The organism is Streptomyces sp. SP18CS02, from assembly GCF_036322365.1.
GTDB lineage: Bacteria > Actinomycetota > Actinomycetes > Streptomycetales > Streptomycetaceae > Streptomyces.
This window is the reverse complement of the sequence record NZ_JAQYXC010000295.1, coordinates 223,483-245,507: the sequence shown is the minus strand read 5'-3', so window position 1 is coordinate 245,507 and position 22,025 is coordinate 223,483. Positions and strand designations below refer to the sequence as shown.

Sequence of the window (22,025 nt, the reverse complement as noted above, 5' to 3'; positions counted from 1 at the left end):
GAGGCTCTTCGCGAGCGTGGGGCCCGTCGGCATGATGCCCGGCGGGCCCCTTCGTCCGTCCTCGATGGCATCCTGGAGGCCCGGGGGGCGGCAGAGGGAGGACAGCGCGATGGCGACGACCGGTACGGCACAGGGTGCGGCGCGCCCCATGCGCGCGGATGCCCGCCGCAATTACGGAAGGCTGCTGGCCGAGGCCAGGGGTGCCTTCGCCGAGCACGGCACCGACGCGTCGCTGGAGGACATCGCACGGCGGGCGGGGGTGGGGATCGGGACGCTGTACCGGCACTTCCCGAACCGGCAGGCGCTGATGAACGCCGTCTTCCAGGAGGCGCTGACGGCGCTCCTCGACCGCTCGCGCGAGCTGGCGGAATCGGAGGAGCCGTGTACGGCCCTGGTCATGTGGCTGCGCGCCAATGTGACCCATGCCGGGGAGTACCGGGGGCTGGCGCGGGCCCTCATGTCGGCCTCCCACGACCGCAGTTCGGCACTGTCCGGGTGCAGCGTGCCGCTGCGCGCGGCCGGGCAGGTGCTGCTGGGCCGGGCCCAGGAGGCGGGCGCGGTCCGGGAGGACGTGTCGATGGGCGACCTCATGCAGCTGACGAACGCCATCGCGCTGGCCGCCGAACAGTCCCCGGACGACCCGGAGCTGGCCGACCGTCTGCTCACCCTGACGGTACGCGGCCTGAAGCCCTGACCGCCCCGCCCGCCGGGCGGCACCGCGGGTGACACCGGCGGGGGCCGCGCGCACCAGGAACGCGCCGCCGAAACGCGCCGAGATGCACCAGGACGCGCCGAGACACACCGGGCGACACGGACCCGCCCGGCACGCCCGTGAGGCCCCCGCACCGCTCGGCCGTCGGCACGGGCCGTCGAGGGGCCCGGCACCGCTCCCGGCCGTCGGCACGTCCCGTGGCGGCACCGCCCGGGGCTCCACGGCGTACGCCCTTCCCGGCCGCCGCGGTCGGACGGGCCTCCGCCGCGCGGGGTCAGCGCCGGCGGAGGTCGGCGACCCTGGGGCGGTCCGCCGGCCCCTCCCCGGCCAGCGAGGCCGCGCTGCGCAGCGGGGCTCCCGGGTGGCGGCCGCGCTGGCCGGGGAGCGGCACGTCCCGGCGGGACTGCCGCCCGGGGGCCGCGCCGTCGCCGCTCGCGGCCGCCGGGCCCGCGCCCGCCACCGTGATCTGCACGCCCTGGTCGGCCAGCGCCTGCAGCTCCGTACCCGCCCGGTCGTCGTGCACCGGCGGCTCGTCGGTGACCAGACGGGTGATCACGTCCGTGGGGACGGTCTGGAACATGGTGTCGGTGCCGAGCTTGGTGTGGTCGGCGAGAACCACGACCTCCGCGGCCGCCTGGACCAGCGCGCGGTCCACGCTGGCGGACAGCATGTTGGAGGTGGACAGGCCGCGCTCGGCGGTCAGGCCGCTTCCGGAGAGGAAGGCCCGCGAGACCCTGAGCCCCTGGAGGGACTGCTCGGCTCCGCTGCCCACGAGGGCGTAGTTGGAGCCGCGCAGGGTCCCGCCGGTCATGACGACTTCGACGCGGTTGGCGTGGGCCAGTGCCTGGGCCACCAGCAGGGAGTTGGTGACCACGGTCAGCCCGGGCACCCGGGCCAGCCGGCGGGCCAGTTCCTGGGTGGTCGTACCGGCGCCGACCACGATGGCCTCGCCCTCTTCGACGAGGCTCGCGGCGACGTCGGCGATGGCCGTCTTCTCCGCGGTCGCGAGATGGGATTTCTGCGGGAAGCCGGACTCTCGCGTAAAGCCGCCCGGCAGTACCGCACCGCCATGCCGGCGGTCGAGGAGTCCTTCTGCCTCCAGCGCCCGCACGTCCCGCCGTACGGTCACTTCGGAGGTCTGGACTACGCGGGCGAGCTCACGGAGCGACACGGCTCCGTTGGCGCGCACCATTTCGAGGATCAACTGACGACGTTCTGCAGCGAACACGAAACTGACAGTAACCTGAGTGACGATTCCTTGCAGCGCTATGGGCCGAATTCGAGAAGATGCGAACAAACAGGGCCGCCCAGTGGTATGGACGACCCTGTTCGAGTGTACGGGGACCCTTCGCGACCGCCGCCCGGCCCGCTCGCACGGGCCCGCTCCGGACGGCCGGGCCGACGCCGCCGGCCCCGACTCCCCGCCGCTTTCCGCCACTTGGGGGCGTTCGGGGCGCTGCCCGCGACCGCCCCCGGAGGGGCTCAACCCTCGGCGGACGTCTTGCGGGTGTGCAACTGCCGGGCCACCTCGGCGATCGAGCCGGACAGCGACGGGTACACGGTGAACGCGTTCGCGATCTGCTCGACCGTCAGGTTGTTGTCGACCGCGATCGAGATCGGGTGGATCAGCTCGCTGGCGCGCGGCGCGACGACACAGCCGCCGACCACGATGCCCGTGCCCGGGCGGCAGAAGATCTTCACGAAGCCGTCGCGGATGCCCTGCATCTTGGCACGCGGGTTGCGCAGCAGCGGCAGCTTGACGGACTTGGCGTCGATCTTGCCGGCGTCGATGTCGGCCTGCGTGTAACCGACGGTGGCGATCTCCGGGTCGGTGAAGACGTTGGAGGAGACCGTCTTGAGGTTCAGCGGGGTCACCGCGTCGCCGAGGAAGTGGTACATCGCGATCCGGCCCTGCATGGCCGCGACCGACGCGAGCGCGAAGACCCCGGTGACGTCACCTGCCGCGTAGACGCCGGGCGCCGTGGTGCGCGACACCTTGTCCGTCCAGATGTGGCCGGACTCCCTGAGCCGTACGCCCGCCTCCTCCAGGCCCATCCCCGCGCTGTTCGGGATGGCGCCCACCGCCATCAGGCAGTGCGAACCGGAGATGACCCGGCCGTCGGCGAGGGTGACCTCGACCCGGTCGCCCACCCGTTTGGCGGACTGGGCGCGCGAGCGGGCCATGACGTTCATGCCCCGGCGGCGGAAGACGTCCTCCAGGACGGCGGCCGCGTCCGGGTCCTCGCCGGGCAGCACCCGGTCGCGCGAGGAGACGAGGGTGACGCGCGAGCCGAGGGCCTGGTAGGCGCCCGCGAACTCGGCACCGGTGACGCCGGAACCGACCACGATGAGCTCCTCGGGGAGCTCGTCCAGGTCGTACACCTGCGTCCAGTTGAGGATGCGCTCGCCGTCGGGCAGGGCGTCCGGGATCTCGCGCGGGTGGCCGCCGGTCGCGATCAGCACGGCGTCGGCGGTGAGCGTCTCCTCGGTGCCGTCGGCGGCGGTGACGATCACCTGGCGCGAGCCGTCCATGGCCTGGCGGCCGTCGAGCCGGCCGCGGCCGCGCAGGACGCGGGCGCCGGCCCGGGTGACGGAGGCGGTGATGTCGTGCGACTGGGCGAGGGCGAGTCGCTTCACCCGGCGGTTGACCTTGCCGAGGTCGACCCCGACGACCCGGGCGGCCTGCTCGACGTGCGGGGTGTCGTCGGCGACGATGATGCCCAGTTCCTCGTACGAGGAGTCGAAGGTCGTCATCACCTCGGCGGTCGCGATGAGGGTCTTCGAGGGGACGCAGTCGGTGAGGACGGACGCTCCGCCGAGGCCGTCGCAGTCCACGACGGTCACCTCCGCGCCGAGCTGGGCGCCGACCAAGGCCGCCTCGTATCCGCCGGGTCCGCCTCCGATGATCACGATCCGGGTCACAGGGGTTTACGCCTCGCGCTCTCGTCACGGCAACCCCGCGGACTGGTGGGCCGGGGGTTCGGGGGTGGCCCCCGATGGATGGAGTACGTACTCCATTGTCCCGCACCGCGGGAAGTGGTTCGCCCCGGGGCCCTCCAACGGCGGAACAGCGCTCACCCGCGACCCTCCCGTACCCTCGATCCCATGTCGCTCTACGCCGCGTACGCCGGCAACCTCGACGCGCGGCTGATGACGCGCCGCGCCCCGCACTCCCCGCTGCGCGGCACCGGCTGGCTCAACGGCTGGCGGCTCACCTTCGGCGGCGAGCAGATGGGCTGGGAAGGGGCGCTGGCCACCATCGTGGAGGCACCGCGTTCCCAGGTGTTCGTCGCGCTCTACGACATCGCCCCGATGGACGAGGACTCCATGGACCGCTGGGAGGGCGTCGGGCTCGACATCTACCGGCGCATGCGGGTGAGGGTCGACACCCTCGACGGCGAGGAGCCCGCCTGGGTGTACGTGCTCAACGGGTACGAGGGCGGTCTGCCCTCCGCGCGCTACCTGGGGGAGATCGCGGACGCGGCCGAGTCGGCGGGCGCCCCGCACGACTACGTGATGGAGCTCCGCAAGCGTCCCTGCTAGGGGCGTCCCGCCGGTCCTGCCGGGCTCGCGACGCCCCGCGCGCACGCTCGCCGCGGTGCTGTCGCGCGCCGACCCGGCCCCGTACGGCATCCCGCAGCCGCGCCGGCCGGTCCCGGCCTGCCGCGGCGCCCTCCGCCCGGGCCGCGCGCCCACCGGTCGCCCTGCGACCGCCACGGCTCCCACCTGCGGCGACGCCCCCCGCTGGGCGGGTCCCGCGCGACGTGTGGGGGGCTTCTCGTCGGAAACGACAAGACAACGATCGCATGTCCGTCCGCGTCGTCATCTACGCGCGTAGGAATTCTCGGGCTACGCTCTGGACGTCACTGCTTTTCATCCGGGGCGACCCCCGGACCCCCGGCCGGACAGACGTGGCCGGGGCGACGTTCCTTCGCGAGGCGAGAGACTCTGTGAACGCAACTGCCACCCCGGACCACTCCCAGGGCGCCCTTGTCGACCCCTTGGCCGCCGCCGACGCCGCCGCCGCGCGCCTGCGCGAGCTGACCGGCACCGAGACCCACGACGTCGCCCTCGTGATGGGCTCCGGCTGGGCGCCGGCCGTCGACGCGCTCGGCGCGCCCGAGGCCGAGTTCCCGGTCACCGAGCTTCCCGGCTTCCCGCCCCCGGCCGTCGAGGGCCACGGCGGCAAGATCCGGTCGTACCGGATCGGCGAGAAGCGCGCTCTGGTCTTCCTCGGCCGCACCCACTTCTACGAGGGCCGGGGCGTCGCCTCCGTCGCCCACGGCGTGCGCACCGCCGTCGCCGCCGGCTGCAAGACGGTCGTACTGACCAACGGCTGCGGCGGCCTGCGCGAGGGCATGCGCCCCGGCCAGCCGGTCCTGATCAGCGACCACATCAACCTGACGGCCGCCTCCCCGATCGTCGGCGCCAACTTCGTGGACCTGACCGACCTGTACTCGCCGCGGCTGCGCGCGCTGTGCCAGGAGGTCGACGAGACCCTCGAAGAGGGTGTCTACGTCCAGTTCCCCGGCCCGCACTACGAGACCCCGGCCGAGATCAACATGGTCCGCGTGCTCGGTGGCGACCTGGTCGGCATGTCCACCGTCCTGGAGGCCATCGCGGCCCGTGAGGCGGGCGCCGAGGTACTGGGCATCTCACTGGTCACCAACCTCGCCGCCGGCCTGTCGGGCGAGCCGCTGAACCACGAGGAGGTCCTCCAGGCGGGCCGGGACTCGGCCGCCCGTATGGGTGAGCTGCTCACCCGCGTCCTGGAGCGGATCTGACCCACCCCCGACGCGCCCCGCGCACGGCACCGGCCCCGGGCGACAGCCCCGGCCGGCCGGCGCGGGGCGCTCGGGCGATCCGGCCCGGGAGCGGACGTCCCGGGAAGGACACCGGCATGGTGTGTACCGGCGCACCCGTGCACCGGCACACCGGTACACCGGTACACCGGTGCTCGACAGCCCGGACACCCGGACACCCGGACACACGTACGACATCCAGAGAGGCAGAGACCACCGTGCAGCAGAACCTCATCGCCCAGGCGCAGGCGTGGCTGGCCGAGGACCCGGACGGCGAGACCCGGGAGGAGCTCGCCAAGCTCATCGAGTCGCGCGACCTCGACGAGCTCGCCGACCGGTTCGGGGGCACGCTCCAGTTCGGTACGGCCGGGCTGCGCGGCGAGCTGGGCGCGGGGCCGATGCGGATGAACCGTTCGGTGGTCATCCGGGCCGCCGCCGGTCTCGCCGCGTACCTGAAGGCGAAGGGCCTGACCGGCGGTCCGGTCGTGATCGGGTACGACGCGCGCTACAAGTCGGCGGACTTCGCGCGTGACACGGCGGCCGTGATGGTGGGCGCGGGACTGCGCGCCGCCCTGCTGCCGCGTCCGCTCCCGACGCCGGTCCTCGCGTTCGCGATAAGGCACCTGGGTGCCGTCGCCGGCGTCGAGGTCACCGCCAGTCACAACCCGCCGCGCGACAACGGCTACAAGGTCTATCTCGGCGACGGCTCGCAGATCGTCCCGCCCGCGGACGGCGAGATCGCCGCCGGGATCGCCGCCGTGCGGGCCCTGGCCGACGTGCCGCGCCCGTCGGACGGCTGGGAGACGCTCGGGGACGAGGTCCTGGAGGCGTACCTGGCGCGTACGGACGCCGTCCTGACCGCCGGTTCGCCCCGGACCGCGAACGTCGTCTACACGGCCCTGCACGGCGTCGGCAAGGACGTGGTGCTCGCCGCGTTCGAGCGGGCCGGGTTCCCCGCTCCCGTCCTGGTGGCCGAGCAGGCCGAGCCGGACCCGGCGTTCCCCACGGTCGCCTTCCCCAACCCGGAGGAGCCGGGCGCGATGGACCTGGCGTTCGCCACGGCCCGCGAGGCCCGGCCCGACCTCGTCATCGCCAACGACCCGGACGCCGACCGGTGCGCCGTGGCGGTCCCCGACGGCTCCGTGGACGGCGGCTGGCGGATGCTGCGCGGCGACGAGGTCGGCGCGCTGCTCGCCGCCCACCTGGTGCACAAGGGGGTGTCGCGTCAGGGGAGGAACAGCACCTTCGCCGAGTCGATCGTGTCGTCCTCGCTGCTCGGCCGGATCGCCGAGGCGGCCGGGGTCGCGTACGAGGAGACGCTGACCGGCTTCAAGTGGATCGCGCGCGTGGACGGCCTGCGGTACGGGTACGAGGAGGCGCTCGGTTACTGCGTCGACCCCGAGGGCGTGCGCGACAAGGACGGCGTGACGGCGGCCCTGCTCGTCACCGAGCTTGCCTCCGACCTCAAGGAGCGGGGCCGTACGCTCCAGGACCTGCTCGACGACCTGGCCGTCGAGCACGGGCTGCACGCCACCGACCAGCTGTCGGTGCGGGTCGAGGACCTGAGCGTCATCGCGAACGCCATGCGCCGGCTGCGCGAACAGCCGCCCACGTCGCTCGCCGGCCTCACCGTCACGGTGGCCGAGGACCTGACGCGGGGCACCGGCACGCTGCCGCCGACGGACGGCCTGCGGTACTACCTGGAGGGCGACTTCAAGGCCCGGGTGATCGTCCGGCCCAGTGGCACGGAGCCGAAGCTCAAGTGCTACCTGGAGGTCGTCGTGCCGGTCGGCGACGCGACCGGCCTGGCCGACGCGCGCGCCCGGGGCGCGGAGATCCTGGCCGCCCTCAAGACGGACCTGGCGGCCGCGGCCGGAATCTGAGCCGGCCCGGACAGCGGTCCGCGTGCCCGTACGGAACCCTCCGTGCGGGCACGCGGTGTTTCCGGCCACGCGCCGTTCCGGCCCCGCGCCGGCCGTCGGGCGGGCGGGCGGGCAGGGGAACGACCGCGCGATTCCCTCGCGCGGGTGATTCCCGTACGGCACCTGACGCAGCGTTCCGGTTGATTCCACGGGCCTGCGAGCAGGGTCAACCCGGTAGATCGACGCCGAGTGCCGAGGAGCGCCCCCGTGCCGCCGGTGACCACCACGCGCCCGACCGTCCCCGCCTCCCGGCGGCCGCGATCCCCGGTGGCCGGCCGGGTACGGGACCGGACGGCCCGCTCCCTGCGGCACGCCGCGCCCGCGCTCCTCGGCTATCTCGCGGTACGGCTCGTCGGGCTGCTGGTCCTGGCCCGCTGGGCACACCTCAAGGACCACGGCGTCTGGCCGACGCTGGCCGCCTCATGGGATTCCCGCTGGTACCTGCGGATCGCGGACCGCGGCTACCAGGACGCCCTCGGCACCACGATGGACTCCAACGACCTGGCGTTCTTCCCGCTCTATCCGGCTCTGATCAAGGCCGTGGCCGCCGTGACGCCCGGCTCGCGCGCCTCCGTGGGGCTGGTCATCGCCGTCTGCTGCTCGCTGGCCGCCGCGTGGGGCGTGTTCGCGGTGGGCGACCGGCTCCACGGCCGTCCGGCCGGCACCGTGCTGGCCGTGCTGTGGGGCGCCCTGCCGGTCGCGGTGGTCCAGTGGATGGGCTACACCGAGTCGCTGTTCACCGCCCTCTGCGCCTGGGCGCTGTACGCGGTGCTGACCAGGCGCTGGGCATGGGCCGCGGGCCTCGCGATCCTGGCCGGTCTGACCCGTCCCACGGGGGTCGCGCTCGCGGCGGCGGTCACGGTGAGCGGGCTGCTGGCCTTCGCGGCGCGGGGGCGCGGCCGGGACCGGACCGCGCTCTGGGCGGCGCTGGCCGCGCCGCTGGGCTGGCTGGGGTACGTCGGATGGGTGGGGCTGCGGCTCGGGCGCTGGGACGGCTACTTCGCCGTGCAGCGGCTGTGGCGCAACGCCTGGGACGGCGGACCGGTGACCCTGCGCCAGCTGCGCCAGCACCTGGCGTACGACCGGACGCCGCACCTGTTCCTGGTGGTGGTGTCGCTGGTGCTGGTGGTGTCGGCGGGGTTGTTCGTCCTGAGCGTGGCCGACCGGCAGCCGGTGGCGCTGCTGGTCTTCACGGGGGTGCTGCTGCTGGTGGTCCTGGGCAGCGGCGGCGTCTACTTCCCGCGCGCCCGGTTCCTGCTGCCCGGCTTCCCGCTGCTGCTGCCGATCGCCCTGGCGGTGTGCCGGGCCCGGCTCCGCGCGGCGGCGCTGGTGCTGGGGGCGGCGGCCCTGTCGTCGGCGTGGCTGGGCGCGTACATGCTGCTGGTGTGGCCCGGGCCGCCGTGACGGGTGCGGAGGACCGGGGGGCGAAGGGGCCCGGGGGAGGGGGGCCCCGTCCGGTGAGGGGCGCGTACCGCCGGTTCAGCCGGTGACGACGAGCACCGCGAGGGCGATCAGACCGGCCAGTGCGGGCGCGATGATCTCGTACGCCCAGCGCACCCGCGGGTCGCCCTGGGCCGTGGGGCGCGCCGCGCCGCGCTCGGCCAGTTCCCGCAGGTCGGCCATGGCCTGGTCGGCGCCGGCCAGCCGGGCCCCCGTGCCGTCGGAGCCGGACTGCGCGGGGGTGTGGCCGTGCCGGGCGGCGCGGGAGTCGCGGCGGGCCGCGCGCTTGCGCTCGCGCAGCGAGACGGGGACCGCCCAGAGCTGGTACTTGGTGCCTTCCCGGGTGATGACCTCGCTGGAGTACCCGGCCCGTACGTCCGCGACGGACGCCCAGGGCAGGTCGATCGTGCGGAAGGGGTTGCGCACCCGCAACCGGTCGTCACCCGCGTACACCGCGGGCCGGAAGGTGAAGGCGACGACGAGCGGCACCACGCACAGCAGCCCGGCCAGGGCCATCCAGGGGACCCGGCCCTCGCCCCGGATCAGCGCGTCACCGCCGATCCAGGCGGCGAAGCCGAGGAGCAGCACACCGCCCGCGATCCCGAGGGGTGAGCGGAAGGCCCGGTCGGCGTAGCCCGGCTGTGACGGCTCGGAGGGCTGGGGGGTCGTCATGGGGCCGATTCTGCCTCACGGGACTCGGGCGACGAGATCCGCGTACAGGATGATGTTGTCGGGTCGGTGACCGTTCACCAGATCGCCGCCGCAGGTGACGAGACGCAGTTCGGGGCGGGTGGTGTCGCCGTACACCTTCCGCGTCGGGAAGGTGTTCTTGCCGATCTGTTCCAGCTCGCGCACCCGGAAGACGGCCGTGGTGCCGTCGGCGCGATCGACGCTGATCTCGTCGCCGGTCCTCACCCTGGCGACGTCCTTGAGCACGGCGGGGCCCTTCGCCGTGTCGAAGTGGCCGATCAGGACGGCGGGGCCGGTCTCGCCGGGCGTGACGCCCTTGTCGTACCAGCCGATCCGGTCCGCCTCGGCGACGGAGGGCACCTCGACGGTGCCGTCGGCGGCCAGGCCGAGGGCGAGCACGGGGCCGGTGTCGACGCCCGCGGCCGGCACCCGCACGCGCACCGGCTCGGACCTGGGCATGGGGGCGGCGGCCGGGGCGCCGGCCCTCGGCGCGGCGGAGGCGGGCTCGACGTGGGCGGGCGGGGTGGCCGGCGCCTCGGCACCGGCACCGCATCCGGCGAGTCCGGCCGCGGCGACCAGGGCGAGCAGCGTGGCGGCGGCGCGGTGGGCGGCGGGCATGGCGTGGCTCCAGGGGACGGGAGATACGGGGACTGCGGGAGTACGGAGTACGGGGACGACGGGGCTTACGGCGGAGGGCGGGATTCGGGGGTGGCGGGGCGCCGGCTCGGGAGTGACAGGAGTGACGGGAGTGACGGGAGTGACGGGAGTGACGGGAGTGACGGTGCGGGTGAGCGGGCCGCCGCGGGAAGGCGCGGCGGCCCGCCCGTTGGGGTGGGGTGGTGCTCCTGCTCGGGTCGGTGCAGGTCAAGCGTGGGGCCGGCGGTGCGGGTCAAGCGTGGTGCCGGCGGTGCGGGGCGCGCTCACGGATCCGGCCAGATCGGCGAGACACCCCCTAGCCGCGGTCGCCGGCGGTACGGCGGCGCAGCGCGACGAAGCCGAGTCCGGCGGCGGTGACGGCGGCGGCACCCGCGCCTGCGGCGACCAGGGCGTTCTCGTTGGCCTCGGCGGTCTCGGCGGTCTCGGCGGTGCCGGCGATCTCGGCACCGGCGGCCACACCGCCCCGGGGGACGACGGTGGTCTGGGCGGACGTCCGCGCCGCCGTGCCGGTGGAGCCCCCCTGCGGCGTGGTGCCACCGGTCCCGGTCCCGGCACCGGCACCGGCCCCGGTGCCGGGACCGGCACCGGCCCCGTCGACGAGGACGGCCGGGGTCTGCTTCGCGGCTCCGACGATGTGGTGGGAGAAGGAACCGTCCTGCTCCAGCACGAGCACGGTGTCGTCCTCCTGGAGGACCACCCGCGGGCCATCGGCGTAGACGATGCCGAGCGAGTGACCGTCCTTGGTCAGCTCCAGGCCGTAGCGGCCGTCCTTCTTGTGCAGCTCGACCAGACGGCCGCCGGGCAGGCGGTAGGTGCCGGGCCTGCGGTCGGACGTGGAGTTGCCGATCCAGTGGAGGATGGTGCCGTCCGGGTGGAGGACCAGGAAGCTGCCGTTGTTCTGGCCGGCGACGGCGCGTCCGTCGGCGTCCAGGACACCGATGGAGTAGCCGTCCACGAACGACTCGGCGCGGTAGTGGCCGGAGCCGACCTTGTAGATCTTGACCAGGGTTCCGTCGGAGAGCGTCTCCGTCCGGACGAGCCTGCCCTTCCCGTCCTCGTCGTCGCCGCCGTGCACCCAGAGGAGTTTGCCGTCCTGGAAGAGCTGGACGTGGACGACGTCGAAGCTCCCCTGGTCGTACGTCCTGCCCTTCGCGGGGTCGACGGAGAGCGTGCCGATCACGGCGCCCTTCTTGAGGACCTGGGCGGTGAAGACGCCTTCACCGGCCCCGTGGACCAGGGCGCTCACTCCGTTCGTCATCTCGTACCGGCCGACGATCTGGCCCTGGGGGCCGTCGTCGCCGGTGAGGGCGGTGACCAGGTCACCGTTGGCGAGGAGCTGGACGCTCACCCGCCCGTACTGGCCCCGGACGGGCTTCCTGCCGCTCGCCTTGTCGATCGTGAGGGTGCCGAGCGGCTTCCCCCCGCGCAGGATCTCGGCCGCGTAGGCCGCGTCGCCGGTCCGGTAGACCTTCCCGGTCAGGCCGTCGACGAGCTTCTCGGTACGGAGCAGTTCGCGTTCGACGGTGGTCCCGGCGCCGCCCGTGTCAGAGGTGCCGGAGGTCCCGGAGGTACCAGAGGTGCCGGCCCCGGCGGCCCCACCCTCCGCGGCGGCCGGCCGGGCGGCGTCCGACGCGAAGGCGGTGCCCGCGGTGAGGGCCGGCGCGAGGGCGGCACCGGCGAGGGCGGCGGTCGCGACGGCGGTGCGGAGGGCGGTACGCATAACGACTCCTGTGGTGTGGACAGGTGGGACGGGAAGAGCCGCTTGCCGCCTGCGCTGAGCCCCCTCCCCCGCCGAGGGCGGTGGGGAGGGGGTGGGGCCGGTGAGTGTCGGCGGGGCTGTACGGACCAACGTATGGATCTTGTATGGAGGAGCGATCCGCTCCACGTCACAGGCATGTGACAGCAATCACGGCCCACCGGCCACCAGCGGTTTCGCCCCGGTTCGCGAAGCGGGGGTGTACAGGCAGCTACGCGCGTAGATATGCTCCCCTGGTGACCATGCCCACCACTGCAACTGCATTTGCTGACGTGACCGCGTCCGACAGCACACTGCGCCGCTTCCTCCACGGGCTGCCCGGTGTGGATTCCGTCGGCCTGGAAGCGCGCGCCGCGTCCCTCGGTACCCGCTCGATCAAGACGACGGCCAAGGCGTACGCCATCGACCTGGCCATCTCGATGATCGACCTGACGACGCTGGAAGGCGCGGACACCCCGGGCAAGGTCCGGGCGCTCGCCGCCAAGGCCGTCCATCCCGACCCGACCGACCGCACCACCCCCCGCACGGCCGCGGTCTGCGTCTACCCCGACATGGTGGCCACCGCGAAGGCGGCCCTCGCCGGCACGGACGTCAAGGTCGCCTCCGTCGCGACCGCCTTCCCGGCCGGCCGCGCCGCGCTCGCCGTCAAGCTGGCGGACGTCCGCGACGCGGTGGCGGCGGGGGCGGACGAGATCGACATGGTGATCGACCGCGGGGCGTTCCTCGCGGGTGACTACCTGAAGGTCCTGGACGAGATCCGCGCGGTGAAGGAGGCCTCGGGCGCCGCACGCCTGAAGGTGATCTTCGAGACCGGCGAGCTCTCCACGTACGACAACATCCGCCGCGCGTCCTGGCTGGGCATGATCGGCGGCGCGGACTTCATCAAGACCTCGACCGGCAAGGTCGCGGTCAACGCCACTCCGGCCAACACGCTGCTCATGCTGGAGGCCGTGCGCGACTTCCGCGCCCAGACCGGGGTACAGGTCGGGGTGAAGCCCGCGGGCGGCATCCGCACCACCAAGGACGCGATCAAGTTCCTGGTCCTGGTCAACGAGACCGCCGGCGCCGACTGGCTGGACAACCACTGGTTCCGGTTCGGCGCGTCGAGCCTGCTCAACGACCTGCTGATGCAGCGTCAGAAGCTGGCCACCGGACGTTACTCCGGTCCCGACTACGTGACGGTGGACTGATCATCATGGCATCTGCATTCGAGTACGCACCCGCTCCCGAGTCCCGCTCGGTCGTCGACATCGCGCCGTCCTACGGCCTGTTCATCGACGGTGAGTTCACCGAGGCCGCCGACGGCAAGGTCTTCAAGACCGTCTCCCCCGCCACCGAAGAGGTGCTGTCGGAGATCGCCCGGGCCGGTGCCGAGGACGTGGACCGGGCCGTGCGGGCCGCCCGCAGGGCGTTCGCCCCGTGGTCGGCCCTGCCGGGCTCCGAGCGCGCCAAGTACCTCTTCCGGATCGCCCGGATCATCCAGGAGCGGTCGCGCGAGCTGGCCGTCCTGGAGACCCTGGACAACGGCAAGCCGATCAAGGAGACGCGCGACGCGGACCTCCCGCTGGTCGCCGCGCACTTCTTCTACTACGCGGGCTGGGCGGACAAGCTCGACCACGCGGGCTACGGCGCCGACCCGCGTCCGCTGGGCGTCGCGGGCCAGGTCATCCCCTGGAACTTCCCGCTCCTGATGCTGGCGTGGAAGATCGCCCCGGCGCTCGCCACCGGCAACACGGTGGTGCTCAAGCCGGCCGAGACGACCCCGCTGAGCGCGCTGTTCTTCGCTGACATCTGCCGCCAGGCGGGCCTGCCGAAGGGCGTCGTCAACATCCTGCCCGGTTACGGGGACGCCGGCGCCGCGCTCGTCGAGCACGAGGACGTGAACAAGGTCGCCTTCACCGGTTCGACCGCCGTCGGCAAGGCCATCGCGCGCCAGGTCGCCGGTACGGACAAGAAGGTCACCCTGGAGCTGGGCGGCAAGGGCGCGAACATCGTGTTCGACGACGCCCCGATCGACCAGGCCGTCGAGGGCATCGTCACCGGCATCTTCTTCAACCAGGGCCAGGTCTGCTGCGCGGGCTCCCGCCTGCTGGTCCAGGAGTCGATCCAGGACGAGCTGCTGGACGCGCTGAAGCGCCGCCTGTCGACGCTGCGCCTGGGCGACCCGCTGGACAAGAACACCGACATCGGCGCGATCAACTCCGCCGAGCAGCTGGCCCGGATCACGGCGCTGGCCGACACGGGCGAGGCGGAGGGGGCCGAGCGCTGGTCGCCGGCGTGCGAGCTGCCCTCCTCGGGCTACTGGTTCGCCCCGACGCTGTTCACCAACGTCACCCAGGCGCACCGGATCGCCCGCGACGAGATCTTCGGCCCGGTGCTGTCGGTGCTGTCCTTCCGTACGCCCGACGAGGCCGTCGCCAAGGCCAACAACAGCCAGTACGGCCTGTCCGCCGGCATCTGGACGGAGAAGGGCTCCCGCATCCTCGCGGTGGCGAACAAGCTCCGCGCGGGCGTCGTCTGGGCCAACACGTTCAACAAGTTCGACCCGACCTCGCCGTTCGGCGGCTACAAGGAGTCGGGCTTCGGCCGCGAGGGCGGCCGTCACGGCCTGGAGGCATACCTCGATGTCTGACCGTTTGAGTGTGCTCAAGACCTACAAGCTGTACGTCGGGGGCAAGTTCCCCCGCAGCGAGAGCGGCCGGGTGTACGAGGTGACCACAGCGACATCAGCCGCTGACGCGGCGGGCAAGGGCAAGTGGCTGGCCAACGCCCCGCTCTCCTCCCGCAAGGACGCGCGGGACGCGGTCGTCGCGGCCCGCAAGGCGTTCGGCGGCTGGTCGGGCGCGACGGCGTACAACCGGGGCCAGATCCTCTACCGCGTCGCCGAGATGCTGGAGGGCCGCAAGAACCAGTTCGCGCACGAGGTGGCGCACGCGGAGGGGCTGTCCAAGTCCAAGGCGGCGGAGGTAGTCGAGGCCGCCGTCGACCGCTGGGTCTGGTACGCGGGCTGGACGGACAAGATCAGCCAGGTCGTGGGCGGGGCGAACCCGGTCGCGGGCCCGTACTTCAACCTCTCGGCCCCCGAGCCGACCGGCGTCGTGGCCGTCGTCGCGCCGCAGGAGTCGTCCTTCCTGGGCCTGGTCTCCGTCGTCGCCCCGGTGATCGCCACCGGCAACACGGCGGTCGTCATCGCCTCCGAGAAGGCCCCGCTGCCCGCGCTGTCCCTGGGCGAGGTGCTGGCCACCTCCGACCTGCCCGGCGGCGTGGTCAACATCCTCTCCGGCCGGACGGCCGAGATCGCGGCGCCGCTCGCCGCCCACCAGGACGTCAACGCGATCGACCTGACGGGCGCGGACGCGGAGCTCGCCCGCGACCTGGAGGTCGCCGCAGCGGACAACCTGAAGCGCGTTCTGCGTCCACAGCCTGTGGACTTCCGCGCCGACCCGGGCACGCACCGCATGACGGCGTTCCTGGAGACCAAGACGGTCTGGCACCCGACCGGCTCCCTGGGCGCCTCGGGTTCCGCGTACTGACGGGTCCCGCACGCCGAACGGCCCCGCCTCCCCTCCGTCCGGGGGAAGCGGGGCCGTTCCCGTACCGGCACGACCGCCGGTCACGGCGCGAGGGTTCAGCCGGGAAGCAGTCCGCCCAGCAGCGGCCCGGCCACCGGCAGGTTCGGCGCGCTGGTCAGCGAGCCGGTCACCATGGTCGTGTCGACCGGCCGGAAGTCGGCCACCTGCGTACCGACGCCGTTGTCCAGCGGGTCGACCCCGGTCTGCGCGAGCGGGTTGATCTTCAGGTGCTTGACCGCGCCGACCGCGTGCGGAACGGCGCCCGTGGTGGCCCGTACGGCGGAAGCGGCGTCGACGTCCGGCGCGCCGGCGGCCTGCGCCGTGCCGCCGCCGGCGGCGAGGGCGGCCCCGAGGGCCGAGACGGTCAGCCCGGCCTTCAGCAAGGTACGACGTGCCATGGGGACTCCTGCGGGGAAGGTGATCGATCGGACACGCAGCGTATTTGACATGTGATGCTCGATACCAACGGACCCCGGAGGGGGTCCCCCGACCGGGTCAATGCCTCACACTGGTGTCCCGTGAGTTCCCAACCCATACCGACCCGCGTCGTGCTGCTCGCGGGCCCCTCCGGTTCCGGCAAGTCCTCCCTCGCCGCCCGCACGGATCTGCCCGTGCTGCGCCTGGACGACTTCTACAAGGAGGCCGACGACCCGACCCTTCCGCTGGTCCCCGCCAGTGAGGACATCGACTGGGACTCACCGCTGTCCTGGGACGCGGACGCGGCGGTGGCCGCGATCGTCGAGCTGTGCGCGACGGGCCGGACGGACGTCCCGGTCTACGACCTCGCCACCAGCTCGCGCGTCGACGCGAGGACCCTCGACATCGAGCGCACCCCGCTCTTCGTGGCGGAGGGCATCTTCGCGGCGGACATCGTCGCGCGCTGCCGGGAGCTCGGCGTCCTGGCCGACGCCCTGTGCCTGCGCGGCAGTCCCGCGACGACCTTCCGCCGCCGGCTGCTGCGCGACCTCCGCGAGGGCCGCAAGTCGGTTCCGTTCCTGCTGCGCAGGGGGTGGCGCCTGATGCGCGCGGAACGCTCCATCGTCGCCCGCCAGAGCGCGCTGGGCGCCCACCCGTGCGGCAAGGCCGAGGCACTGGGCCGCCTGGCCGCCGCGGCGGCGGGCCGCCGCCAGGCACCGACGGCCGCTCCCGCGCCGGAACCGGCCGCCTGATCCGGCGGCGAGGTTCCGGGCGCGGAAACGGGCGCGGGGCCGGACAGGTCCCCCCGGCCTGTCCGGCCCCGCGCCTTCCCCGTATCCCGCTTTCCCCCGTGCCGGCCGCCGTCTCCCCCGAAACGCGCGGCCGCCCCCCGTCGCCCTCAGGCCACCAACTGGCCGAAGGACTCTTCCTCGTCACGGCCGAAGCTGAGGACGTCGTCCTCGCGCAGCCGGCGGAGCGACCGCCAGATGCTCGACTTCACCGTGCCGACACTGATGTCCAGGATCTCCGCGATCTCCGGATCCGTACGGCCCTCGTAGTAGCGCAGGACCAGCATCGTGCGCTGCGTTTCGGGCAGCCGGGCGAGCGCCTGCCAGAGCACCGCGCGCAGCTCCGTGCCGCGCATCGCGTCGGTGTCGCCCGCCGTCTCCGGCAGCTCCTCCGTCGGGTACTCGTTCAGCTTGCGGCGCCGCCAGGCGCTGATGTGCAGGTTCGTCATGGTGCGGCGCAGATAGCCGCCGACCGCCGCCTTGTCGCTGATGCGGTCCCAGGCGCGGTACGTGGAGAACAGCGCGCTCTGGAGCAGGTCCTCCGCCTCGAAGCGGTCACCGGTCAGGTGGTAGGCGGTGGCGTACAGGGAGGCACGTCGCTCCCGTACGTAGGCGGTGAACTCCGCCTCCGACAGGCTCGCCCGCTCCCCCGGGGCCTCCCTGTACGCCGCTCCCCCGTCAGTCACGGCCACCATGCAAGGCGCCTTGTGCTGACGCCCGGCGCTGCGAACGCACCCCCGCCCGTTCACCGCGCCGGACTTCTCGGTGCTCCTCGTGACGTCATGGAGACGCGTGACAACTGCGCTTGTCGTGGTGCTGTGCAGTGCGTTCATCTCGCGCCCCCCGTCGGTGTGGAGTCTGCTTCGGTCCGTGTGCAAAAAGCTTGCCCGGGGGAGTTCATAGCGGTGTCCGCCGACTGTCACAGACCTGTCACAGGGGCCGGCGGGGCCGGGGCGGCCGGGGCCGCGCCCGCACCGGGCCCACGGGGAGGTCGAACTCCCTTCCACCATGGGACAGAATGACGTCCGTGCCTTTCCTGTTGCTGATCGAGGACGACGACGCCATCCGCACGGCCCTCGAACTCTCCCTGTCCCGCCAGGGCCACCGTGTGGCCACCGCGGCGACGGGCGAGGACGGCCTGAAACTGCTGCGGGAGCAGCGGCCCGACCTGATCGTGCTGGATGTGATGCTGCCCGGCATCGACGGTTTCGAGGTGTGCCGGCGGATCAGGCGTACGGACCAGTTGCCGATCATCCTGCTGACCGCGCGCAGCGATGACATCGACGTGGTGGTCGGGCTGGAGTCCGGCGCGGACGACTATGTCGTCAAGCCGGTCCAGGGGCGGGTGCTGGACGCCAGGATCCGCGCCGTGCTGCGGCGGGGCGAGCGGGAGTCGACGGACTCCGCGACGTTCGGCTCGCTGGTCATCGACCGGTCGGCGATGACCGTGACGAAGAACGGCGAGGACCTCCAGCTCACGCCCACCGAGCTGCGGCTGCTGCTGGAGCTGAGCCGCAGGCCGGGCCAGGCGCTGTCACGGCAGCAGTTGCTGCGGCTGGTGTGGGAGCACGACTACCTGGGCGACTCGCGTCTGGTGGACGCGTGCGTGCAGCGGCTGCGGGCCAAGGTGGAGGACGTGCCGTCCTCGCCGACGCTGATCCGCACCGTACGGGGCGTGGGCTACCGGCTGGACGTGCCGACCCCGTGACCCGTGCCGCCAAGAACTCGCTCGTCGCGGGGCTGCGGTGGACGAGCCTGAGGCTGCGTCTCGTCGTGGTCTTCGCCCTCGTGGCGCTCACCGCCGCCGTCTCCGCGTCCGCGATCGCGTACTGGCTCAACCGTGAGGCCGTGCTGACCCGTACCCAGGACGCGGCGCTGGGCGACTTCCGGCAGGAGATGCAGAACCGCGCGGCCACGCTGCCGCTGCGGCCCACCGAGGAGGAGCTGCGCCGGACCGCCGAGCAGATGGCGGCGGGCAGCGCCGGGTACGGCGTGCTGCTGCTGGGCGAGCGGGACGAGGGCAAGCCGATCGCGGGGGCGTCGGACCCCGACCGCTTCACCCTGGACGACGTACCGGAGTCGCTGCGGGTCGCGGTCAACGAGCAGCAGGAGATATCGCCCGGCAACGGCCACGCGTACCACCTGTTCTGGCAGCGCACGACGCACGGCAGGACGCCGTACCTGGTGGCGGGGACGCGGATCGCCGGCGGCGGGCCGACCGGTTACATGTTCAAGTCGCTCGACCAGGAGCGGCAGGACCTCAACTCGCTCGCCTGGTCGCTGGGCGTCGCCACGCTGCTCGCCCTGCTGGGCTCCGCGCTGCTCGCGCACGCGGCGGCCACCACCGTCCTGAAGCCGGTGCACCGCCTCGGGGAGGCGGCGCGGCGGCTCGGTGAGGGCGAGCTGGACACCCGGCTGCGGGTCTCCGGCACCGATGAACTGGCCGAGCTGTCCAGGACGTTCAACAGCGCCGCGGAGAACCTCCAGAAGAAGGTCGCCGACATGAGCGCCCGCGAGGAGTCGAGCCGCCGTTTCGTCGCGGACATGTCGCACGAACTGCGTACCCCGCTGACCGCCCTGACCGCCGTGACGGAGGTGCTGGAGGAGGAGGTGGAGAGCCTCGATCCGATGATCGCGCCGGCCGTCACGCTGGTGGTGAGCGAGACCCGGCGGCTGAACACCCTGGTCGAGAACCTGATGGAGGTCACGCGTTTCGACGCGGGCACGGCCCGGCTGGTCCTCGACGACGTCGATGTCGCCGACCAGGTCACGGCCTGTATCGACGCGCGGGCGTGGCTGGACGCGGTCGACCTGGACGCCGAGCGCGGCATCGTGACGCGGCTCGATCCGCGCCGCCTCGACGTGATCCTCGCGAACCTGATCGGCAACGCGCTGAAGCACGGCGGCTCCCCGGTGCGGGTCTCCGTGCGGATGGTGGAGGACGACCTGGTCATCGAGGTCCGCGACCACGGCCCGGGTATCCCCGAGGAGGTGCTGCCGCACGTCTTCGACCGGTTCTACAAGGCGAGCGCGTCCCGGCCGCGCTCGGAGGGCAGCGGGCTCGGTCTGTCGATCGCGATGGAGAACGCCCTGATCCACGGCGGTGGCATCACCGCGGCCAACTCGCCGGACGGGGACGGCGCGGTGTTCGTGCTGAGGCTGCCGCGCGACCCGTCGGGCAGCGGCGGTCAGGGCGAGGAGAACGGCCTGGGCCGGGAGGGTGGCGGACAGTGAGGGTGCGCAATCGGCGCCGTGACCGTCGGGGCGCGGCCGCACTGGCGGGTGTCGCCGCGGTCGCCGCGCTCGCCACGGGCTGCGGGATCAGGCCGACGGTGCCGGTCGACGCGGGCGCGGCACCCTCGCGGATGCCGTGCAGCCTGTCGGACGACGAGGTGGTCACCCGGGCTCCCCAGGTGCCTCAGGTGCCGGTGCGGGTCTATCTGGTGTGCGCCTCCGGCCTGGAGGCGGTGAACCGGTCGGCGCCCGCCCCCGGCGACAAGGGGCGGGCCGGCCGGGTCGAGGTGGCCCAGGAGCTGCTCGACCAGCTCGGGGCCGAGCTGTCGCAGACGGAGCGCGAGGCGGGCTTCACCACGTACGTGCAGGGGCCGCTGACCGTGGCGGCGGCGCGCGAGGGCGATCCCGCGGACACGCTGCGGCTCAGCCGCCAGCCGGAGGACCTGCCGCCCGCCGCGCTGTCGCAGATCGTCTGCACGTACGCGGAGAACAGCACCACGGCCAGTGCCGGGACGGCGGTGCTGGGCGGCCCGGGCCCCTATGCGGCGCGCGCCTACCGGTGCACGGGGGACATCAAGGAGCGCCCGGAGTCGGGTGCGCCGACGCAGGCCCCCTGAGCCGTTCCGGCACTCATGGGCACGAGCGGAACCGATCCTGCCGCCGACGACGTCTTGGGGGGCGTGCAGCGTCAAGGTTCGGGCGGCAGTGCCGCCCTCTGCTTCCGTTCGACGGGTCTCGTCCTCCTCCTCGTGCATCTGGTGCTCGTGGGGTGGCTGACGCTCCGGCCACTGGATGTGATGTGGGTGACGGCCGCCAACATGGAGCTGTTCGCCGGGATCAAGGCCGACCTCGCGCTCGGTCCGGCCGAGGCCGCGAGACGGCTCGGGGAGGGCGTGCTGCTGCTGGCGCCGCTGGGTGTGCTGCTGCCGATGGCGGGTGGCCGGCTGGATGTGTCCCCGTGGGGGTCGCTGGCCCGTACGGTCTCGGCCGGTGCGCTGCTGTCGCTGGGGATCGAGCTCCTGCAGACCGTGGTCCCGGGACGGGTCGTGGACGTGGACGCGCTGGTGCTGAACACGGCCGGTGTGGCGCTCGTCCATCTGGCCGTGGTTCCCGCCTGGCGGGCGCGGCTGCGCCGCAGGCAGCAGGAGTCGTCGCGGCCGGTGGCCGGGAGCAGGGTGCCGGGGCGGGGCGCCGCCCTCCTGCGGGACGAGGGGTCTCAGGGTGCGACCCCGACGATTCCCAGGGTCGGGGTCGCCCCGTAGTCCGACGTTTTGCACCCCTTCGCCGGGTGAGCATGGAGACAGAGGAAGCCGTACCGAACGGCTTCCCGCGATCCTCGCGAAGGAGCCCACCATGGCCGCACTTGCCCGCCCCCGTGACGGACGCATGATCGGTGGAGTGTGCGCGGCGCTGGCCCGGCGCTTCGGCACCTCCGCGACGACCATGCGCGTGATCTTCCTGGTCTCGTGTCTGCTGCCCGGCCCGCAGTTCCTGCTGTACCTGGCGCTGTGGGTGCTGCTGCCGTCGGAGAAGTCGGCGAGCCCGGCCTGGTAGATCGCGCCGGATCGTCCGCCCGTCCATGACGGCGGGGCGCACACCCCTGAGGGTGTGCGCCCCGCCGCTCGTGCCCGGGAGGTACGGCGATCAGGCGCCGAGGCCCGCGGACGGCACGCTGCCGCCGACGGGGAGGCCGCCGAGGAGGCCGGTGGCGGTGGCGAGCGGGAGGCCGGAGAGCGAAGCGCCCTCGGTGGCCGCGCCGAGGGCGCGCTGGGCGGTGGTGACGACCTCGGAGGCACCGCCGGGGAGCTGCGCGGCGGCGGTCTGGGCGACCGGCAGGGCCGTGCTGACGGTCTCCAGCGCCGTACCGGCGGGCAGGGAGCCGACCGCGGCGGCGCTGCCGGCGCCGGTCGCGGCGAAAGCGGCACCGAGCGCGGCGACACCGAGGGTCTTGGCGGCAGACTGCTTCATCGAAATTCGTCCTTGGGGGAATTCGGGAAAGGGGAGCGGCTCTGCAAGCTAGTCAGGCCCCGGCGAG

At 73.3% G+C, this 22,025-nt stretch carries 22 protein-coding genes; 14 read left to right on the top strand and 8 right to left on the bottom strand.

What is annotated here, in order from left to right:
- The first annotated feature begins 109 nt into the window (after positions 1–109).
- Positions 110–694, top strand: a complete 585-nt coding sequence (locus PUR26_RS27850; protein WP_329876348.1) for a TetR/AcrR family transcriptional regulator — start codon at positions 110–112, stop codon at positions 692–694.
- Between the two features lie 292 nt (positions 695–986).
- Here the strand turns inward: PUR26_RS27850 and PUR26_RS27845 are convergent, their stop codons facing one another.
- Together PUR26_RS27845 and PUR26_RS27840 are read right to left on the bottom strand one after the other, a co-directional pair.
- Positions 987–1,940 carry a DeoR/GlpR family DNA-binding transcription regulator gene (locus PUR26_RS27845; protein ID WP_329876346.1) on the bottom strand — a complete coding sequence of 318 codons (954 nt, stop codon included), beginning with the start codon at positions 1,938–1,940 and terminating at the stop codon, positions 987–989.
- Positions 1,941–2,194: 254 nt separating this feature from the next.
- Entirely contained in the window at positions 2,195–3,634 is a 1,440-nt protein-coding gene (locus PUR26_RS27840; protein ID WP_329876344.1) for an NAD(P)H-quinone dehydrogenase, read from the bottom strand.
- Between the two features lie 183 nt (positions 3,635–3,817).
- Between PUR26_RS27840 and PUR26_RS27835 the strand changes: the two genes are divergently transcribed.
- From PUR26_RS27835 to PUR26_RS27820, 4 genes are all read left to right on the top strand, one after another.
- On the top strand, positions 3,818–4,255 hold the full coding sequence (locus tag PUR26_RS27835) for a gamma-glutamylcyclotransferase (RefSeq protein ID WP_329876342.1): 438 nt from the start codon (positions 3,818–3,820) through the stop codon (positions 4,253–4,255).
- A 407-nt stretch (positions 4,256–4,662) separates the two neighbouring features.
- A complete protein-coding gene (locus PUR26_RS27830; RefSeq protein ID WP_329876340.1) occupies positions 4,663–5,496 on the top strand; it encodes a purine-nucleoside phosphorylase in 834 nt (277 codons plus the stop codon).
- Positions 5,497–5,732: 236 nt separating this feature from the next.
- Positions 5,733–7,397 (top strand): phospho-sugar mutase, encoded by a 1,665-nt coding sequence (locus PUR26_RS27825; RefSeq protein WP_329876338.1) that lies wholly within the window; start codon positions 5,733–5,735, stop codon positions 7,395–7,397.
- A 246-nt stretch (positions 7,398–7,643) separates the two neighbouring features.
- Entirely contained in the window at positions 7,644–8,840 is a 1,197-nt protein-coding gene (locus tag PUR26_RS27820; RefSeq protein ID WP_443077188.1) for a hypothetical protein, read from the top strand.
- Between the two features lie 75 nt (positions 8,841–8,915).
- Here the strand turns inward: PUR26_RS27820 and PUR26_RS27815 are convergent, their stop codons facing one another.
- The 3 genes from PUR26_RS27815 to PUR26_RS27805 form a co-directional block, all read right to left on the bottom strand.
- Positions 8,916–9,548: a PH domain-containing protein gene (locus PUR26_RS27815; protein ID WP_329876336.1), complete on the bottom strand. Its 633-nt coding sequence runs from the start codon at positions 9,546–9,548 to the stop codon at positions 8,916–8,918.
- Between the two features lie 15 nt (positions 9,549–9,563).
- A complete protein-coding gene (locus PUR26_RS27810) occupies positions 9,564–10,184 on the bottom strand; it encodes a class F sortase (RefSeq protein WP_329876334.1) in 621 nt (206 codons plus the stop codon).
- A 334-nt stretch (positions 10,185–10,518) separates the two neighbouring features.
- A complete protein-coding gene (locus PUR26_RS27805) occupies positions 10,519–11,943 on the bottom strand; it encodes a hypothetical protein (protein ID WP_329876332.1) in 1,425 nt (474 codons plus the stop codon).
- A gap of 278 nt (positions 11,944–12,221) precedes the next feature.
- On the opposite strand from PUR26_RS27805, the gene deoC reads away from it, so the two are divergent.
- The 3 genes from deoC to PUR26_RS27790 are packed head-to-tail and all read left to right on the top strand — an operon-like array spanning position 12,222 to position 15,512.
- Entirely contained in the window at positions 12,222–13,169 is a 948-nt protein-coding gene (deoC, locus tag PUR26_RS27800) for a deoxyribose-phosphate aldolase (protein WP_329876330.1), read from the top strand.
- 5 nt (positions 13,170–13,174) lie between these two features.
- Entirely contained in the window at positions 13,175–14,611 is a 1,437-nt protein-coding gene (locus PUR26_RS27795) for an aldehyde dehydrogenase family protein (RefSeq protein WP_329876328.1), read from the top strand.
- Positions 14,604–15,512 (top strand): aldehyde dehydrogenase family protein, encoded by a 909-nt coding sequence (locus PUR26_RS27790; protein ID WP_329876326.1) that lies wholly within the window; start codon positions 14,604–14,606, stop codon positions 15,510–15,512. The genes PUR26_RS27795 and PUR26_RS27790 overlap by 8 nt, the downstream gene beginning before the upstream one ends.
- Positions 15,513–15,607: 95 nt before the next feature.
- On the opposite strand, the gene PUR26_RS27785 is transcribed toward PUR26_RS27790, so the two are convergent.
- The gene (locus PUR26_RS27785) at positions 15,608–15,949 is read right to left on the bottom strand and encodes a hypothetical protein (RefSeq protein WP_329876324.1); all 342 of its coding nucleotides are present in this window, start codon (positions 15,947–15,949) and stop codon (positions 15,608–15,610) included.
- Positions 15,950–16,003: 54 nt separating this feature from the next.
- On the opposite strand from PUR26_RS27785, the gene PUR26_RS27780 reads away from it, so the two are divergent.
- Complete coding sequence (locus tag PUR26_RS27780; RefSeq protein WP_329876322.1) at positions 16,004–16,720, top strand: uridine kinase; 717 nt, start codon at positions 16,004–16,006, stop codon at positions 16,718–16,720.
- Positions 16,721–16,866: 146 nt separating this feature from the next.
- On the opposite strand, the gene PUR26_RS27775 is transcribed toward PUR26_RS27780, so the two are convergent.
- Positions 16,867–17,589 (bottom strand): SigE family RNA polymerase sigma factor, encoded by a 723-nt coding sequence (locus tag PUR26_RS27775; RefSeq protein WP_329876320.1) that lies wholly within the window; start codon positions 17,587–17,589, stop codon positions 16,867–16,869.
- A gap of 194 nt (positions 17,590–17,783) precedes the next feature.
- Between PUR26_RS27775 and afsQ1 the strand changes: the two genes are divergently transcribed.
- From afsQ1 to PUR26_RS27750, 5 genes are all read left to right on the top strand, one after another.
- Entirely contained in the window at positions 17,784–18,464 is a 681-nt protein-coding gene (gene afsQ1 / locus PUR26_RS27770) for a two-component system response regulator AfsQ1 (RefSeq protein WP_329876735.1), read from the top strand.
- Positions 18,461–19,990 carry a HAMP domain-containing sensor histidine kinase gene (locus PUR26_RS27765; RefSeq protein ID WP_329876318.1) on the top strand — a complete coding sequence of 510 codons (1,530 nt, stop codon included), beginning with the start codon at positions 18,461–18,463 and terminating at the stop codon, positions 19,988–19,990. The genes afsQ1 and PUR26_RS27765 overlap by 4 nt, the downstream gene beginning before the upstream one ends.
- Complete coding sequence (locus PUR26_RS27760) at positions 19,987–20,607, top strand: hypothetical protein (RefSeq protein WP_329876316.1); 621 nt, start codon at positions 19,987–19,989, stop codon at positions 20,605–20,607. Before PUR26_RS27765 ends, PUR26_RS27760 begins: the two co-directional genes overlap by 4 nt.
- Before the next feature lie 63 nt (positions 20,608–20,670).
- A complete protein-coding gene (locus PUR26_RS27755; RefSeq protein ID WP_329876314.1) occupies positions 20,671–21,252 on the top strand; it encodes a VanZ family protein in 582 nt (193 codons plus the stop codon).
- Positions 21,253–21,343: 91 nt separating this feature from the next.
- Positions 21,344–21,544 (top strand): PspC domain-containing protein, encoded by a 201-nt coding sequence (locus PUR26_RS27750; protein WP_329876312.1) that lies wholly within the window; start codon positions 21,344–21,346, stop codon positions 21,542–21,544.
- 90 nt (positions 21,545–21,634) lie between these two features.
- Here the strand turns inward: PUR26_RS27750 and PUR26_RS27745 are convergent, their stop codons facing one another.
- Positions 21,635–21,958: an ATP-binding protein gene (locus PUR26_RS27745; RefSeq protein ID WP_329876310.1), complete on the bottom strand. Its 324-nt coding sequence runs from the start codon at positions 21,956–21,958 to the stop codon at positions 21,635–21,637.
- Positions 21,959–22,025: the final 67 nt, after the last annotated feature.